The 14,571-nt window shown below is 56.8% G+C and carries 11 protein-coding genes and 2 pseudogenes; 9 read left to right on the forward strand and 4 right to left on the reverse strand.

Going from position 1 to position 14,571, the window contains the following annotated elements; genetic code table 11:
• Nucleotides 1–148 precede the first annotated feature (148 nt).
• Nucleotides 149–908 (forward strand): IS5 family transposase gene (locus O77CONTIG1_RS04155; protein ID WP_317134206.1). Its coding sequence is split into 2 segments (ribosomal slippage): nucleotides 149–219 and nucleotides 218–908, totalling 762 coding nucleotides; the frame shifts between segments, so codons are not numbered across the junction.
• Between the two features lie 685 nt (nucleotides 909–1,593).
• Nucleotides 1,594–4,458, forward strand: a complete 2,865-nt coding sequence (locus O77CONTIG1_RS04165) for a trypsin-like peptidase domain-containing protein (protein WP_068508328.1) — start codon at nucleotides 1,594–1,596, stop codon at nucleotides 4,456–4,458.
• A 213-nt stretch (nucleotides 4,459–4,671) separates the two neighbouring features.
• On the opposite strand, the pseudogene chrA reads toward O77CONTIG1_RS04165, so the two are convergent.
• Nucleotides 4,672–5,895, reverse strand: a pseudogene (chrA, locus tag O77CONTIG1_RS04170) (chromate efflux transporter).
• Nucleotides 5,896–6,151: 256 nt separating this feature from the next.
• Here chrA and O77CONTIG1_RS27735 point away from each other — a divergent pair.
• Complete coding sequence (locus O77CONTIG1_RS27735) at nucleotides 6,152–6,448, forward strand: hypothetical protein (RefSeq protein WP_197673317.1); 297 nt, start codon at nucleotides 6,152–6,154, stop codon at nucleotides 6,446–6,448.
• Entirely contained in the window at nucleotides 6,376–7,437 is a 1,062-nt protein-coding gene (locus O77CONTIG1_RS04175) for a carbamoylphosphate synthase large subunit (RefSeq protein ID WP_197673318.1), read from the forward strand. Before O77CONTIG1_RS27735 ends, O77CONTIG1_RS04175 begins: the two co-directional genes overlap by 73 nt.
• A gap of 26 nt (nucleotides 7,438–7,463) precedes the next feature.
• Here the strand turns inward: O77CONTIG1_RS04175 and O77CONTIG1_RS04180 are convergent, their stop codons facing one another.
• The 3 genes from O77CONTIG1_RS04180 to O77CONTIG1_RS04190 form a co-directional block, all read right to left on the reverse strand.
• Nucleotides 7,464–7,718 (reverse strand): gas vesicle protein GvpG, encoded by a 255-nt coding sequence (locus tag O77CONTIG1_RS04180; protein WP_068508329.1) that lies wholly within the window; start codon nucleotides 7,716–7,718, stop codon nucleotides 7,464–7,466.
• 41 nt (nucleotides 7,719–7,759) lie between these two features.
• Complete coding sequence (locus tag O77CONTIG1_RS04185) at nucleotides 7,760–8,506, reverse strand: GvpL/GvpF family gas vesicle protein (RefSeq protein ID WP_068515983.1); 747 nt, start codon at nucleotides 8,504–8,506, stop codon at nucleotides 7,760–7,762.
• A gap of 163 nt (nucleotides 8,507–8,669) precedes the next feature.
• Complete coding sequence (locus tag O77CONTIG1_RS04190) at nucleotides 8,670–9,266, reverse strand: gas vesicle protein K (RefSeq protein ID WP_317134207.1); 597 nt, start codon at nucleotides 9,264–9,266, stop codon at nucleotides 8,670–8,672.
• A 146-nt stretch (nucleotides 9,267–9,412) separates the two neighbouring features.
• Here O77CONTIG1_RS04190 and O77CONTIG1_RS04195 point away from each other — a divergent pair, with 146 nt between their 5' ends.
• The 5 genes and pseudogenes from O77CONTIG1_RS04195 to O77CONTIG1_RS27740 all read left to right on the forward strand — a co-directional run.
• Nucleotides 9,413–9,622, forward strand: a complete 210-nt coding sequence (locus tag O77CONTIG1_RS04195; RefSeq protein WP_068508332.1) for a hypothetical protein — start codon at nucleotides 9,413–9,415, stop codon at nucleotides 9,620–9,622.
• Nucleotides 9,623–10,364: 742 nt separating this feature from the next.
• The gene (locus O77CONTIG1_RS04205; protein ID WP_084782157.1) at nucleotides 10,365–11,468 is read left to right on the forward strand and encodes an amino acid ABC transporter substrate-binding protein; all 1,104 of its coding nucleotides are present in this window, start codon (nucleotides 10,365–10,367) and stop codon (nucleotides 11,466–11,468) included.
• A 218-nt stretch (nucleotides 11,469–11,686) separates the two neighbouring features.
• Complete coding sequence (locus tag O77CONTIG1_RS04210; RefSeq protein ID WP_068508335.1) at nucleotides 11,687–12,871, forward strand: amino acid ABC transporter permease; 1,185 nt, start codon at nucleotides 11,687–11,689, stop codon at nucleotides 12,869–12,871.
• A 93-nt stretch (nucleotides 12,872–12,964) separates the two neighbouring features.
• Nucleotides 12,965–14,179 (forward strand): amino acid ABC transporter permease, encoded by a 1,215-nt coding sequence (locus tag O77CONTIG1_RS04215; RefSeq protein ID WP_084782159.1) that lies wholly within the window; start codon nucleotides 12,965–12,967, stop codon nucleotides 14,177–14,179.
• Nucleotides 14,180–14,393: 214 nt separating this feature from the next.
• Nucleotides 14,394–14,531 (forward strand): annotated as a pseudogene (locus O77CONTIG1_RS27740) (pentapeptide repeat-containing protein); the annotation flags it as partial.
• Nucleotides 14,532–14,571: the final 40 nt, after the last annotated feature.

Raw genomic sequence — 14,571 nt, forward strand, 5'->3', positions numbered from 1 at the left:
TTTTGAAATAGCACATTCAAGAGGCGTAAACTTCCCACTTTGCCAGGATTCTCCGCTCAAACCTTAGCCCGCAAAGCGATCGATCAACCTAGGGAGTGTCATCAATTAGATAAGCTGTAATCAGCAGTGATTCAGCTATCTGACGATTATGACAACCCGACGCTACGCCCTGCGCGATGACCAATGGGAACGGCTCCAAGATTTGCTCCTGGACGAGCGGGGCGGTAGGAGTCACAGCAAAGGATAATCGTCTGTTTGTCGAGGCAGTGCTATATCGATATCGAGCCGGCATTCCCTGGCGAGACTTGCCAGAGCGGTTTGGTCATTTTCGCAAGGTTCACACCCGCTTTCGGCGCTGGGCAAAGACGGGCGTATGGCAACGGGTGTTTCAGGTGCTGTCTGAAGATGCAGACAACGAATACGCCATGATCGACACCACGATTGTGCGTGCTCATCAGCATAGTGCGGGGCAAAGGGGGGATGCCAATGCCCAAGCCATTGGTCGTAGTAAAGGGGGATTGAGCACCAAGATTCATGCGACTGTCGATGCACTGGGCAATCCGACAGGCTTTCACCTCACACCCGGGCAGACCTGTGACCTTGATGGGGCTGATGTGCTGCTAGAGAATATTCAAGCTGATACAGTCCTGGCTGACAAAGGATATGACGCAGACCAACGGGTGATTGAGCGACTCCAACAACAGGGCAAGACGGCTGTGATTCCGCCCAAGCGAAACCGCAAGACACCGCGTGATTACGACAAGGAGCTATACAAAGCGCGGCATCTGATTGAGAACTTCTTTGCCAAACTCAAGCAGTATCGAGCGATTGCGACACGCTATGACAAGTTAGCCGAGACGTTTCTGAGTGCAATTTACATGGCGGCTGCCCTTATTTGGCTTAATTGATGACACGCCCTAGAAATCGAAGCTGGAGTCTGGGCAAGCTTGGGGAACAATCTCTTCAGAATTATCGTCGGGGCTTTATTTGTGTGAAGAATTTATAAGCTTTTATCTTCTTAAGCGGATTTTCAGAATCCAGGTTGTCTAAGGGAGTAACAGACAGGTTAACTCAGGGTTTTCCTTGTCTGACCAAGCCAGGGCTGCATAACTGGATTCACAGCGACTCTGATGAGCGAAAAGCAAGCTTTTTGCCGAGGACTACTAAAATCTGTCACATCTCCAATCAAAGCTTTAGTTTTGATAACGCTCCAGCAATCTTAGCCCCCGCTGGCTTAAAGCGTTTCCAGCAGCGATTTCGTGTCTGAAAATTGCCGTTTTGCATTTGCTCACACTTGCGGTTTCGGCAAACAGCCACGTTTTGCCCGTTGGCGATCGCCCTTCAGCATAGCCTGTGCCCCAGGCTGTGCAGAGAGTTGCGATTTCTAACCTGAGCTGCCATGCGAGGTTAAGAAAACCCAGCGCATCAGATTCCCCTGTCTCGATCAAAGGATTACCAGATTCGGTCAGGTTGCCTTCTGACCTGCGCTAGCTTGGGCTGGCATTTAGCAGACTGAACCATTTGTCAGAGTCGGTCTTTCAATCCTCAAGAACAGACAAACGACCGTTTATACATCTCACAACCATTACAACTATGCGTTTAGCTCCCATCGCGTTTTCTGCGCTGGCGATGCTTGGCTTTTTGGACGCAAATCGCCAGGCCAACGCCAGCCCCCTCTCGGAAGGGGACTTTGTAGAACCGATTGCGCCCGTGGAAACCGCTGCTCCGGCTGTGCCCCAGCCAAAAGCAGCGATCGCTCCACCAGAACCAATCCAGACCGCTCCTCAAGCCCGTTCCACTGCCCCTCGTCCAATCGAAAAGGCCGCGCAAAAGGCTGAAAAAGTTGCTGCATCGGCTCCTAGTTCACAGGTTACGCCGCCGCCTGCGCCCGCTCCGGAGAGAATTGCCGCCAGCCCCGTGAATCGATCTGCGACTCCTCAGCCCGTTGGGTCGGCTGAAGAAACTCCAGCAGCAGTCTTAGAACCGGCGGCGCGTCCCGTGGCGCAGCGGGTTGAGCGTGAGGCTCCGGTGGTCGCAGTGGCAGCGGTGTCTGAGTCGGACTCTCCAATAGCAGCAAGCGCCGAAGCAGCACCACCCGTGCGGGCGATCGCCCCGCGAATTGCGGAAAAACAAACGGCTCAGTCCGCGACGATTCCTGCATCTGCGGCTACTCCGACACCAGCCGTCACAGGCTCGTCTGCGCCGTCCTACGTCGCAGATGCCACCGTCGAACGGGTCTCCCCAGCCCCCGTTTCCCCCGTCGAGGTGAGCGCTCCGGCAGAAGTGACTGAGGTGATTGTGCCTCCGGCCGTACCAGTCACCTTTGTCGAGCCGACCACGCCCCGCATTTCCTACAGCGAACCAATCCCGCTGCTGAAGGATGATCCGCTGAACGATCCGCGAGAATTTCGGGCTGGCTCGATGCACCTGGAAACCCTGCCAGTGGTGGTGTCTCCGGCAACTGATCCCAGCCTTCGGGCCGGCGCAACGTTGACCGCCGATGCTTCGACGCTGAGGGTTCCAGACGCGACAAGCGCGGTTGCCGAATCGAGGAGCGATCGCCATGAGGCGGCAGTGCGTTCCTGCCTGGGCGAAAATCCCAACCTGTTTCGTCTGGTGGAGCGCGAGGAAGGACGCTATCTGTCTCAGGTGCTTTATAACGGGCAACCTGGAAGGATTGCGCGTGGCTCAGATGGACGGCTGGTGTGTCCCGACGCGGTGCCCGTTGCGCGGACGATAGAAACCACGCCCGGTGTGCAAGTTGCCGCTGCGCCCGCACAAGCGCCCGTGGCGATCGCCCCTGTCGAGGCAGAAGTCGTGACCGAGGGCACTTCTCACCGTCGTCATCGCTATTACTACGGCTATCGGCCCTACTATCCGCCAGTGGTGGTGTCTTACCCGCGCCCGGTGGTGGTCGAACGTGCCGTGCCCGTAGTTGTGGAGCGCCCCGTGCCCGTAGTTGTGGAGCGCCCCGTGCCCGTAGTTGTGGAGCGCCCCGTGCCCGTAGTTGTGGAGCGCCCCGTGCCCGTCCTGCTGCGCCAACTGCCAGTGCTAGAAATCCGCTATGACCGACGCACTCGCCGAGCGCTGCGGCATCATCCCTACCGCCTGGTGCATTATCACTATCCCTACTACTATCCAGAGCTGGCCTACGGCGGTTGGCCCTATGCTTTTGGGCTGCGGGAAGAAAACGCCGATTCGCAGTTGACTCAGCCGCAGCGAGAAGCCGAGACCTTAAACCCGACCCATCGGTTTGAGGGAACTTTGGAGGCCGCAGCGCCCGCAGAGATCACGACGCTCTCTGTTTCAACGGATGCTGCTAGCGTGGCGATCGCCCCCAGCGGCAGCCGCACCGCCGCCCCCGTCTATGCCAGAGCAAACGAGAGCGTGGTGGCGATTCGCGATCGCTTTTCGGGCAGCGGTTTTTTCGTTGAACCCGCCAGCGGCCCTGGCGGGAACCCCAACACCCTGATCGTGACCAATGCCCATGTGGTGGAAAATCTCCAGCAAGGGCAAGTTTCTCGTGTCACCCTGGCAGACAACAGCGACCGTCGCGCTCGTCTGGTGGGCTTTGATCCCAGTGGCACTGACCTGGCGCTGCTGACCCTGGAACCGTCTCGCTATCCCAACCTGGATCGGCTCAACGGGCGCGAATCGACCTTTACGGGGCAACCGCTGAGGCTGGCGGATACTCGCTCGGTGCAGCCGGGTGATCCCGCCTATGTCATTGGCACGCCCTTTGGGCAGGAGCGGTTTCGCAATGCGCTGACCAGCGGCGTGGTGAGCAAGATCAACCCCGATGAAGTGCTGACCGATGCCCAGATTAATCCCGGTAATTCGGGTGGGCCGCTGCTGGATCAAGACGGCAATGTGATGGGAGTCGTGGCGCTGTCTTTTGCGCGGGGCGGCAATCGCGGCCTCAGCAGCGCCATCAGCAGCGATCGCGTGCGGCATCTGCTGGCAAGCGCCCACACTGGGCATCTAGCCACCACTGCGCCGCTGTCGCGGGTCACTAATGCTACGCCGTTGTCCTTTGGGCAAGATTCGCATGGCATTGTCGCCAGGGCGGAAGGGATTATTGACGGGGGCGATCGCCTGTCTGACAACGGGCGGCGCTTCGAGACCTTCTCCTTCCAGCTTCCCGCTCCGGCCCAGGTGTCGATTCAGATCCGCAGCGCATTCGACTCGTTTCTCGCCCTGAGACGAGACGTGTCGCGCTTCAATGATCAGACGGCGCTGGAGCCAGTCGCGGAAAACGACGATGCCAACATTAACCCCAACGCACGGGATGCCGCCATTCGCGCCAACCTTCCGGCGGGAACCTATGTGGTGTTTGCGGGTAGCTACGGCGCAGGGGACGCAGGGCGCTATGACCTGAGCGTGCGCGTCAGTCCGCAGGGCACTCGCGTCGCGACGCCGGCGCGTGGACTTGCGGAAGGAAACGCCGTAATGGTGTAGTCAACCAAAGCGAGATTCGATTCGGCTAGAGTTCCATTCCAGATGAATCGTTGTGTGGTGAATCTGCACAACGATTCATTTTGTTTGGAATATCTTACTTGAGTCTCAATGCTTCTGAGTGGCGCTACGAATAGGATTACTGGAAGTCCCGCAGGCGCTTGACTGGCAATCTAAAATCGCCAATCCAAAATCCAAAATCAACATGATCGGGCATCAGGTCAAGCCCTTAGCCAGCAGACCGGCGATCGCCCCGCCTAGCACCAGCCACGCCGAGTTGATCTTGAATCGAAACACGGCAATCAGCGACACAACCGCCAGAATCCCCGTCACCCAGTCCACCACGGCGGCGCGGGCCAGCGTCCAGGTGACGACGGCCATGAGTCCGAGGGAAGCCGCGTTGACCCCATCCAGAAAGCCGCTGACCCAGCATGACTGGCGTAGCTTGGGCAAAAACGGGTTGATGATTAGCACCAGAGCAAAGGCGGGCAAAAAGATGGCAATAGTGGCGGCGATCGCCCCGCCATTGCCCGCCAGCAGATAGCCAACAAAAGTCGCCGTGGTGAACACCGGCCCCGGCGTGACTTGCCCCACAGCCACCGCATCGAGAATCTGCTGCGACGTGAGCCAGCCCGTGCGCTGCACAAACTCGCGCTCCAAAAACGCCAGCAGCACGTAGCCGCTGCCATACAGCACCGCCCCAATTTTCAAAAACAGCAGAAACACGCTGCCCCAGGTGGGGGAATTGGCGGGCGAGGCTGCCGGAGCCGCACTGGTTTGGGCTAGTAGCGATAGGGGAAACAGCAGCAGCGGCGAACCGGGTTCGCGTTGACCCAGGTTTTTGATCAGCATGACGGCGACTCCGCCTAGCAGCAGCAGCGCGATTTCGTTTAGCCCGGTGGCAAAGAGCGCGATGACGGCGATCGCCACTATCCAGGTGGGCCAGTCCTTCAGCGCCTTTTTCCCCAGTTTCCACAGCGCTTGCACGATGATGGCGATGACCACCGCCTTCACACCGTAGAGCAGCCATTCCACCTGGGGAATCGCCTGGTAACGGATGTAGACCGCCGCCAGCGCCCAGACGATCAGCATGGCAGGTAAGATAAAAGCAGGTGCCCGCCAAAACCAGCCCGCGCCAGCCCGCCCGGTCATACCCCAGGTAAATCGCTAGCTAGTTCCGTCGAGTTTGGGCCAGGAATCAGGTTGGGTGATGCCCAGAAAATCGAGCAGCTTCTCACGGCTGAGCCAGCGGCGGCGGGTAACGATTTCGTCGTCCATCATGGCGATGTGGGCGGCGGGCCCACCAAAGGCGATCGCCCCCAGTTTCAGAAACACGCCCGCCAGTTCGCCCAGTCGCTGCCGCTGTGCGGCCGGACTCAAGGTGTTGTAAGGAATGGTTTCGTTGCTAAAGTCTTCTAGGGGCTGAGATGGCTGAGACATGGCTAAGGTCGAGTGCTATGCAGGATTGAATCCGATGAGCTTGGCGTAATTTCGTCCTCAACCTATCAACTCAATTGGGTTCAACACCAGCCCAAGCAGTCACATTCTTCTCGGCCCAGAGGCAGATTTTAGCCTGGTGTAGTTGGTATCCCGGAGTGCAATTTGAGCGCACCTGCTCCGCTTACCATCCAGCGTAGATTACGATTTGGCAAAAGACTTTTAAAACCTCCCAACTCCACCCTGGTTTAATGCGGCTATGGCCTCAGATTCCCACATTCAGACCGACCTGCAATACACTCAGGCAAACAGCCTTTCCGACCTGTTTGCCGCAGACACCGCAGACGCGCCCCACGCCTTCATCCTCAACTATCCGGCAACCGCAAGCTGGGCCGCCTATCCCAATACCGAAAAGTACTTTCTGCAAGACGGCAGCGACGAAGCCACCAAGGTCAGCTATGACAAATCGTGCAGCAGGGAGCCTTGGAAAAAAACCTGGCCGTGTTGGGCGATCGCCTCACGGGGATTGTCATCCGCCCGCCGCGCAACCTCCTGATCGACTACTGGCGCGAGCATTTTGGCTTTCGTTACGAAAACCTGGAAGTGCTGCAACGGTCGGTTTACCTGGATTACCTGAGCCAGAGCGATCGCTTTGCCAAGGTGCTAACGCTGTTTCCCTTTGACCACCTCGCGCCCGAAAAGCACGCCGTCCCGCCCGACATCCACTATCGCCTGCTGAGTAAGGAAACCCTGTCCGAACTGGGTGTGCCCTGCCCGCACTACGTCACCTATCACCTGGACGAAACGCCGCTAGAGGACGTGCCGCTGCCTGCCGCGTTTCCTTACCTGATCAAAACGACCCACGGACTCTCTGGCGAAGGCACTTACATCATCCAGAACCCCAGCGACCTTGACTATTGCCTGCGAGAAATTCGCAAATATCGGGAAATTAATCTGGTTCGCAGCATCGTCGTGTCAGATTTTGTGAAAAACGCCGTGCAGAACTACTGTATGCAGTTCTACGTCAGCAAGACGGGCGCAGTGGCGCTAATCGGCGTGACGGGGCAGCTCGTCACCGAAGAAGGCGGCTATCTGGGCGGGCTGATTGATTACCAAAATACGCCCGTCGAGCGATTTGCGCCGCATATTCTGGCGATCGCCCGCTATGCCCACCAGCAGGGCTATTTCGGCATCATCGGCTGCGACGTGCTGGAAGACACCGATGGTCAGCTCCACGCCATCGATGCCAACTTTCGGGTAAATGGCTCCACGCCGCTCTGTTTGCAACGACAACCCTTGCTGAAGGCAGGAAAGGCGATCGCCAAATACTCCACCGACTATCAAATGGCGGGCACGCTCGACTCGATTCTGGTAGACCTCAAGCCCGAACTCGATCGCAAAGATTTCCTCATCCTGTCCGCCCTGGAAAAGGTGAAGTACGGCAAAATCTACACTGCCCTCTATGGAATCGTCGCGGGCGAAACGCTGGAAGAGATGCAGCAAATTGAGCAAACGCTCCAGTCTAAAGGGCTGATGCTGAGCTAAGCACCACCAGTTTGCGGCGATCGCTGCTATTCTTCGTCTTCCAAATCCATTTCTTCGTCTTCGAGCGCCTGAATCGCTAGCAGCAGCGCCTCTTCCTGCTCCTCAAACTCGTCTTCGGGCAGTTCGCCCATGTCGAAGGCGAGTTGCAGCGCCAGCAGTTCTTTTTTCAGATTTTCTTTTTCATCCAGCAGCGGCTCTGCCTGCTCCAAAATCTTGCTGGCGATCCAGTTCATGCCGTTGATGGGCGCGGTGACAGGGGCGAGGAGGAGGTCAAAGATCATAGCGGGGGTTGGGAGGGAAGTAATAAAAGATGGGTGCTATCTTACTCTGCGTCTAGCTGGGCAAAGTTGTAGGGCGCGGTGAAGTTGTTGTAGCGGATGGTGAGGCGGCCGCTGAACTGCGTGTCCAGTTGCTCGACCTGTTGCCCAAAGGCGGGTTCTGCGTCCCAGGGAATCAGGTAGGCGGCGTTGTAGATCATGCCTGGAACGCTCGGCAGCAGATCGTTTTCGGCAATTTCAACGGCATGGGCGTTGAGGCGATCGCGGCAGGTTTGGATGATCGCGTCTTTGCGAACAGTCATGGCGTGTTCGATGGATTGCCCAATGCGAACGATTTCGTCCATGCTGAGGGTTTTGCCTTCGAGGCGATCGCGCTCGGCTCTGAGCAGATCGTTTTCCTGCATCAGCGCCTCTAGCTCCGCCTCCTGGTTCCACACCAGCTTGATGCCCACCTCGCGGCGACCCTCCAGCCGCTGAAACAACTGCCGCAGCGCCTCTCCTTTGGGCACGATAAGCTGCGCCTCCACGCTCTCCCAGTCTTTCGTCACCATGCCAAACTGGAGCGGCAGCAGGGTGCGATAGCCCTTTTCCATTGCTTGCTCCAGCACGCGCTCATGGCCCAGCAGGTTTTTGCGGCTAGAGAGATAGCGCTTTTGCTGCGCCTCGGAATAGAGGAATACGAAGTCGCCAATGGCGTGGGAATCAACGGGCTGCGCGTCTAGACCTTCGAGAGTCAGCCCGATAGGGCCGGGACTGGGGAAGATGCCGTAGAGATAAAAACCGTATGCCATGATGCGTGGGGGAAACAGGGCCACTGAGAGCAAATGGGCGCAAATCGTCGGGGTATTGGCTGACCCAATCTGCCTACTCGCTGAGAATGCCCAGTTTAGAGGGGGCGATCGCCAACCGTCCCCAGATTGCGACACAGCGTTACATCCAGGCAGAAGCCCAACGCTACAGCGGCTTGGAAGTCAGCACAAGGCGGAGCTTGGCGTGAATTAAGTTGAGCTGCGCCAGCCCCAGATCTACGTCGCCCTCGACCACCACGCCCGTATTTAGCAGGCGATCAAGCAGTTCTAAAATCGATGGATTGGCAGACTGTTCACCCGGATAGTAGCCGCCCGCCTTGGGCAGCAGCGTGCCGATTTCGCCCAGGTCAATGTTGAGATCAGCCGGATCGACTTCAAAAATTTCGCAGAGCTGCACGACCTGTTCTTCTAGCTTTCGCAGGCTTTCGGCAGCGCGATCCAGGTCAGCATCAGCCAACAGGCCCGCTTCCATCCGGCGGATCACCTGCGCCTCCATCAACTGTCGCACTAGCTCAACAACCGTCAGCAGCAGCGGAGCCAATCCCGCATCCGATTTGCCCGCAGGCATCAGGGAGACATCCGCAGGCAGCGCCGCCAAATCCCCGGATAGAGCATCCCCAAGCAGAGCATCTGATGGAGGAGAGGCCGCCGCAGCATCAGGAGATGCCGAATCGGACATCGAATCCGTAGAGGTTGATGCCGAAGCAGATGCAGAATTGGGCACAAAATTGACAGGTTCCATGCCTCCATCATGCCCAAAATTTATCAAGTTTCTCCGTGAATTGTTACAGCATCCGTCACAATCTGTGTCGTCTTGTGTTCACCATGCACCAGCGACAAATTGGATGAGTATGGTATAGAAAATAAAGAAAACCTTAAGGAGGCGGTATGAGTCCTCTAATGCTCCGGCAACTCTGGATGGTCGTAGACGAGGCCCAATCAAGTGTATTACTGAACCTGGATGACCACACCCTTACCAAGTGGCTAATCGGGCAATTTTATCAAAGGCGATCGCTCAATCCCAGCGAATCTGATCTCCTCAGCGAATACATTCGCAACCGCATTCCGCTCATTCGCGAGATGGCACAAGGACGCTAAGCAACACGTCACGGGGTCAACATTTAACCCACTTTGCGCTCACAAATAGTCCTGAAATATTACTCAATATCGCTCAGCACTTGTCCCAGCATTTGTTTAGGCTATCTCAAAGCTGATTCAAGCACTCTTCAGGAATCATCCAGGTTATCTCCCGTCAAGCTGCATTCGTTCAAAATAATTCTCTGTAATTTTCTTCAGGCTACAAACCGCCAAGCGATGCGCCACTCCGGCATGCCACTCCGGCATGAAGGATATCGCTCTCGTTTGGCTGGCGCTGCCAATTTCTAAAACTAGCTCAGTCGGCGATCGCAATTTGGCAGAGCTTTTCTTCTTGTAGGAGGGATTAGCGATAGCATATCCATGCGGTCAAAAGATCTGCTTGACGCACCCTACCACACCCCACATTTGAGCAGGGCTAACGATAAAATCCTCACAGGATGAGGCGGAAAAAACTCCAAATCATCCTGATTTTTAGTGGCACTTTGCCCGCTTCTGATTTTTATCTTGCCAAGGGTTTTTCGCCAATTTTACAGCCCTATGACAACGCCATGAAATGTATAGCGATATACAAACGGAATTCCGGAAGCAGTAGACTGTTAAGAAAGTTCAAAGCAGTCGGCTGGAAGAACGTTGAGTCTGCGTCCTGGCGGATGCCTGGTTTTTGATTGCGGATGCGCTTCTTTCAGGCAAGTTGCTACCCTGATATTTTTTTGAAGTTCTGTTTGAAGTGAGTGAGACAACTATGCGTAAGTGGGGTTCTTTGCTGCTGGCAGCAAGCCTGTCTGTAGCCGCAATCTCTGCCTGTACCTCAGCGCCGACGGATACTGCGGGTTCGCCGGGTGCCGAAGGGGCTTCTCCAGCGGCAACTGCTGCGGGCAGAAGCCGTCTGGACATGGTGAAAGAGCGGGGCAAGTTGATCTGCGGCGTTGAGGGAACGATTCCTGGGTTTAGCTTTGTTGACCCCAGTGGCACCTATTCGGGGCTGGATGTGGATGTCTGCCGCGCCGTAGCTGCTGCGGTTTTTGGCACATCGGAAGATATTGACAGCAAGATTGAGTATCGAAATCTCGACTCTACGGCTCGCTTCCCTGCCCTACAAAACGGCGAAGTGGATATGCTGTCTCGTAACACCACTTGGACGGCTAGCCGAGATGCAGCGGGCGGAAACGGTCTGGAGTTTGCGCCGACCACATTCTATGACGGTCAAGGGCTATTGGTGAGTAAGGCCAGCGGTATCCAAGATGTGGCCGGTCTAGCAGGCAAGTCGGTGTGTGTGGAAACGGGCACTACAACCGAGCTAAACCTGGCCAGCCGCACCAAAGAAGCGGGTGTGACGATTAATGAAGTAAAGTTCCAGGACTCCAACGCGGCGATCGCCGCCTTTGCTGAGGGTCGCTGCGAAGCCTTCACGTCCGACCGCTCTCAGCTTGCCGCCAAGCGCACCTCCCTGCCCAACCCTGACGACTACGTGCTGCTCGACGTGGTGATGTCCAAGGAGCCTCTGGGCCCAGTAACCATCAACGGCGATTCTCGCTGGTATGACGTGGTGAAGTGGGTCACCTACGGACTGATCCAAGCAGAAGAGTTTGGCATTACCCAGGCTAACGTCGATCAAATGAAGCAAGACCCGAACCCCGACATTCAAAACTTCCTGGGTGTCCAGGGTGAATTGGGGAGCCAACTGGGTCTGCCTGCTGATTTCATGGTTCATGTTATCAAGGCAGTGGGCAACTACGGCGAAATCTACGAGCGCAACGTGGGCAGCGGCTCCGAGCTAAACATTTCTCGCGGCCCCAATGAACTGTGGACTAAGGGTGGTCTAATGTATTCGCCGCCGTTCCGCTAGAGCCTGCGCTAACGTTACCTAGTACGCCGGAGGGCAGGTTTCGTCAACATTTAACCGTCATTTCAGGCGGCAGTGTTGCAGAGCCTGCCCTTCCTGATATCTTTTCTGCAAAGGGCAAGTTCTGCAAAGGGCAAGTTCTGCAAAGGGCAAGTTCTGCAAAGGGCAGCCCCGCTCAACCATTTCCTTTCCTCAAGTCTCGATAGACATAGCAGATCGGCATGACGCAATCCACTGACGGCAGCGAAAAGATTCCCTTTTGGCGAGACGACCGGGTCTGGCGAATCATCATCCAACTGATTGTGCTGGGCGTTGTGTTGCTAATCGGGTCAATCCTGCTTGGCAATATGTTTCGCAACCTGGCGCAGCTAGGGCGGCAGTTTGACTTTGGATTTTTGAGGAACCAGGCCGGGTTCAACATTGGCGAAACCATCGTGCCCTACCAGACCAACGATCGCTACTGGTGGGCGCTGGTGGTGGGCTTTTTGAACACGCTGCGGCTGATTTTGGTGGGCTTTGTGCTGGCGACGGTAATCGGCGTGCTGGCGGGAATCGCTAGTTTTTCCGACAACTGGCTGCTGCGTAAGCTCAACGTGTTTTATGTAGAGATTGTGCGGAACGTGCCGCTGCTACTCCAGCTCTTTTTCTGGATTTTTGTGGTGTTCTATAGCCTTGCGCCGCAGCGTAACCTCAGTGATCCACCGACCCCGCTGCTGGGCAGGGGCTTTATCAACAAAGCTGGTATGTTTGTTCCCTGGCCCGCCAACACCACAGGCGACTGGCTAGCGCTGTTGGGAGTGGTGCTGGGGGCGATCGCCGCTTTCTTCATCTGGCGCTGGCGCATCAAGCTGATGGAAACCGCAGGCGCGTCGGGCAAACCGCAGCAGTGGATGCTGATTGGGCTGGCGCTCATCGGTCTGCTCGTCCTGCTGTTTGGCATGAAGTGGGAAACGCCGACCCTGGGCGAAAACAACAGCATCACGGGTGGACTGCGAATCTCGCTGGAATACGCCGCCGTGCTGGCTGGGCTGTCGTTTTATACGGGCGCATTCATCGCCGAAATCGTCCGCGCAGGCATCCAGTCCGTCTCGAAAGGGCAGTGGGAAGCGGCTCGTGCGCTGGGATTGCACACTGGACTGGCGATGCAGCTTGTCGTCTTGCCCCAGGCCCTGCGCGTCATTATTCCCTCGCTCAACAGCCAGTATCAAAACCTGGCAAAAAACTCGACCCTGGCCCTGGCCATTGGCTATCCTGACTTTTTCTCGACTTTTCAGACGACGCAAAACCAGACCGGACGCGCTGTTGAGATGATCCTCATCCTGATGGCGGTGTATCTCATCGTCAATCTGGTGATTACGACGCTAATGAATTTGCTTAACCGATCCGTTCAGCTTAAGGAACGCTAGCCCATACGCTGCATTCCTCTCGATGCTCGCTCTGCAAAACAGCAGCCCTGAAAGCCCTGAATCCTCATTTCCCATTCCCAGTTCCTCTAGCCCATGACCACTAGCTACCCCCCCGCCGCTGCCTCTCCTCCACCAATTGCCCAAGTTGGCCCAGTCGCCTGGATGCGGAAGAACCTGTTCAATAGCTGGTTCAACGGCATTCTCACCATTTTGCTGGTGTGGCTTTTGGGCAGCACGGTGATTAATTTCGTGCGCTGGGCCTTTTCGCTGGCGCAGTGGCAGGTGATTCCGGCAAACCTGCCGCTGTATTTTGTAGGGCGCTTTCCGGCGAGTCAGTATTGGCGGGTCTGGGTGCTGGTGGCGCTGCTGGCGGCGCTGGCGGGGCAGACGTGGGGCATTTTGGCAAAGACGGCTCCGCGCCTGTTTAGCCGTCCGGTGCTGATTGGGCTGGCGATCGCCGCGCTGATTGCCGTTATCTTTCCCACGCCGCCACTCTATCGCCTGCTGATTTTGGGCGTTGTACTGGTGGTTGCCGCGAGCGCCTGGGTGGGCTGGCAGATTGGCAGCAAGATCCCCGGTTTTGGCAAGTGGCTGTCGATAGCTTGGGCGATCGCCCTGCCGATTGCGCTATGGCTGCTGCTGGGGGGCTTTGGTCTGCGCCCGGTGAATATCAACGACTGGGGCGGGATGCTGCTGACGGTGTTTGTGTCGGTACTCAGTATTTTGCTGTCGTTTCCGCTGGGGGTTTTGCTGGCGCTGGGCCGCCAAAGCACGCTGCCCGTCATCCGCTGGCTGTCCACGGCCTACATCGAACTGGTGCGCGGGCTGCCGCTGCTGTCAATTTTGTTTTTTGCGTCGGTGATGGTGCCGCTGTTTATTCCGGGCAATATCCGGCTGAACCTGGTGATTCGCGCCATCATTGGTCTGACGCTGTTCACCGCTGCCTATCTGGCGGAAACGATTCGCGGCGGGCTGCAATCCATCCCTCGCGGCCAAACCGAAGCCTCCCGCGCCCTGGGGCTGAGTACGCCGCTGACGCTGGGGCTAATTATCCTGCCGCAGGCGCTGAAGGTGTCGATTCCGGCGATCGTGGGCTTGTTCATCAGCCTGCTGCAAGACACAACGCTGCTGCTAATCATCGGTCTGTTTGAGCTATTGGGCATCAGCCGCGCCATCCTGGCAAACCCGCAGTTTATCGGGCGCTATGCCGAAGTGTATCTATTTATTGGGCTGATTTTCTGGGTGCTGTGCTATGCCATGTCCTGGGGCAGCCGCCGACTGGAGCAAAGCCTGAATACGACGCATTAGGGGTTGAGATCCCCCTAAATCCCCCTTAAAAAGGGGGACTTTGAACGGTTGGGCTGCGTTGCGCGAATCGCTAACGCAGCCTACGGGTTTGGGTGTCTTGTGCAAGATCCGCTGGCTTGGCAAGAAGCTGTCCCTATCAACTGACTGGCGTTCCGGACATTTATACGCTACGACTATAGCAAATGGGGATCCGTCAAGCCCCCCGTTTCTGCCCATGAATGCTGCCGACGTATTACGCCGCTACGCCAACGGAGAGCGCGACTTTCGCCGGGCCAACTTGCGCGGTGCAAATTTCCAGGGAAAAGACCTGTCAGGAGCCAACTTTAGCGAAGCCGATCTGTGCGGCGCAAACTTTAGCAATGCCAACCTGCAGGGCGCAACCTTCATCAACG

Source organism: Leptolyngbya sp. O-77, assembly GCF_001548395.1.
Classification (GTDB): Bacteria; Cyanobacteriota; Cyanobacteriia; order Elainellales; family Elainellaceae; genus Thermoleptolyngbya.

Bases quoted from the DNA above. Each gene is read 5' to 3' on its own strand.
- O77CONTIG1_RS27735 (WP_197673317.1), top strand. From the start codon at position 6,152: ATGGCCTCAGATTCCCACATTCAGACCGACCTGCAATACACTCAGGCA.
- O77CONTIG1_RS04165 (WP_068508328.1), top strand. From the start codon at position 1,594: ATGCGTTTAGCTCCCATCGCGTTTTCTGCGCTGGCGATGCTTGGCTTT.
- O77CONTIG1_RS04190 (WP_317134207.1), bottom strand. From the start codon at position 9,266: ATGGAACCTGTCAATTTTGTGCCCAATTCTGCATCTGCTTCGGCATCA.
- O77CONTIG1_RS04205 (WP_084782157.1), top strand. From the start codon at position 10,365: ATGCGTAAGTGGGGTTCTTTGCTGCTGGCAGCAAGCCTGTCTGTAGCC.
- O77CONTIG1_RS04195 (WP_068508332.1), top strand. From the start codon at position 9,413: ATGAGTCCTCTAATGCTCCGGCAACTCTGGATGGTCGTAGACGAGGCC.
- O77CONTIG1_RS04210 (WP_068508335.1), top strand. From the start codon at position 11,687: ATGACGCAATCCACTGACGGCAGCGAAAAGATTCCCTTTTGGCGAGAC.
- O77CONTIG1_RS04185 (WP_068515983.1), bottom strand. From the start codon at position 8,506: ATGGCATACGGTTTTTATCTCTACGGCATCTTCCCCAGTCCCGGCCCT.
- O77CONTIG1_RS04215 (WP_084782159.1), top strand. From the start codon at position 12,965: ATGACCACTAGCTACCCCCCCGCCGCTGCCTCTCCTCCACCAATTGCC.
- O77CONTIG1_RS04180 (WP_068508329.1), bottom strand. From the start codon at position 7,718: ATGATCTTTGACCTCCTCCTCGCCCCTGTCACCGCGCCCATCAACGGC.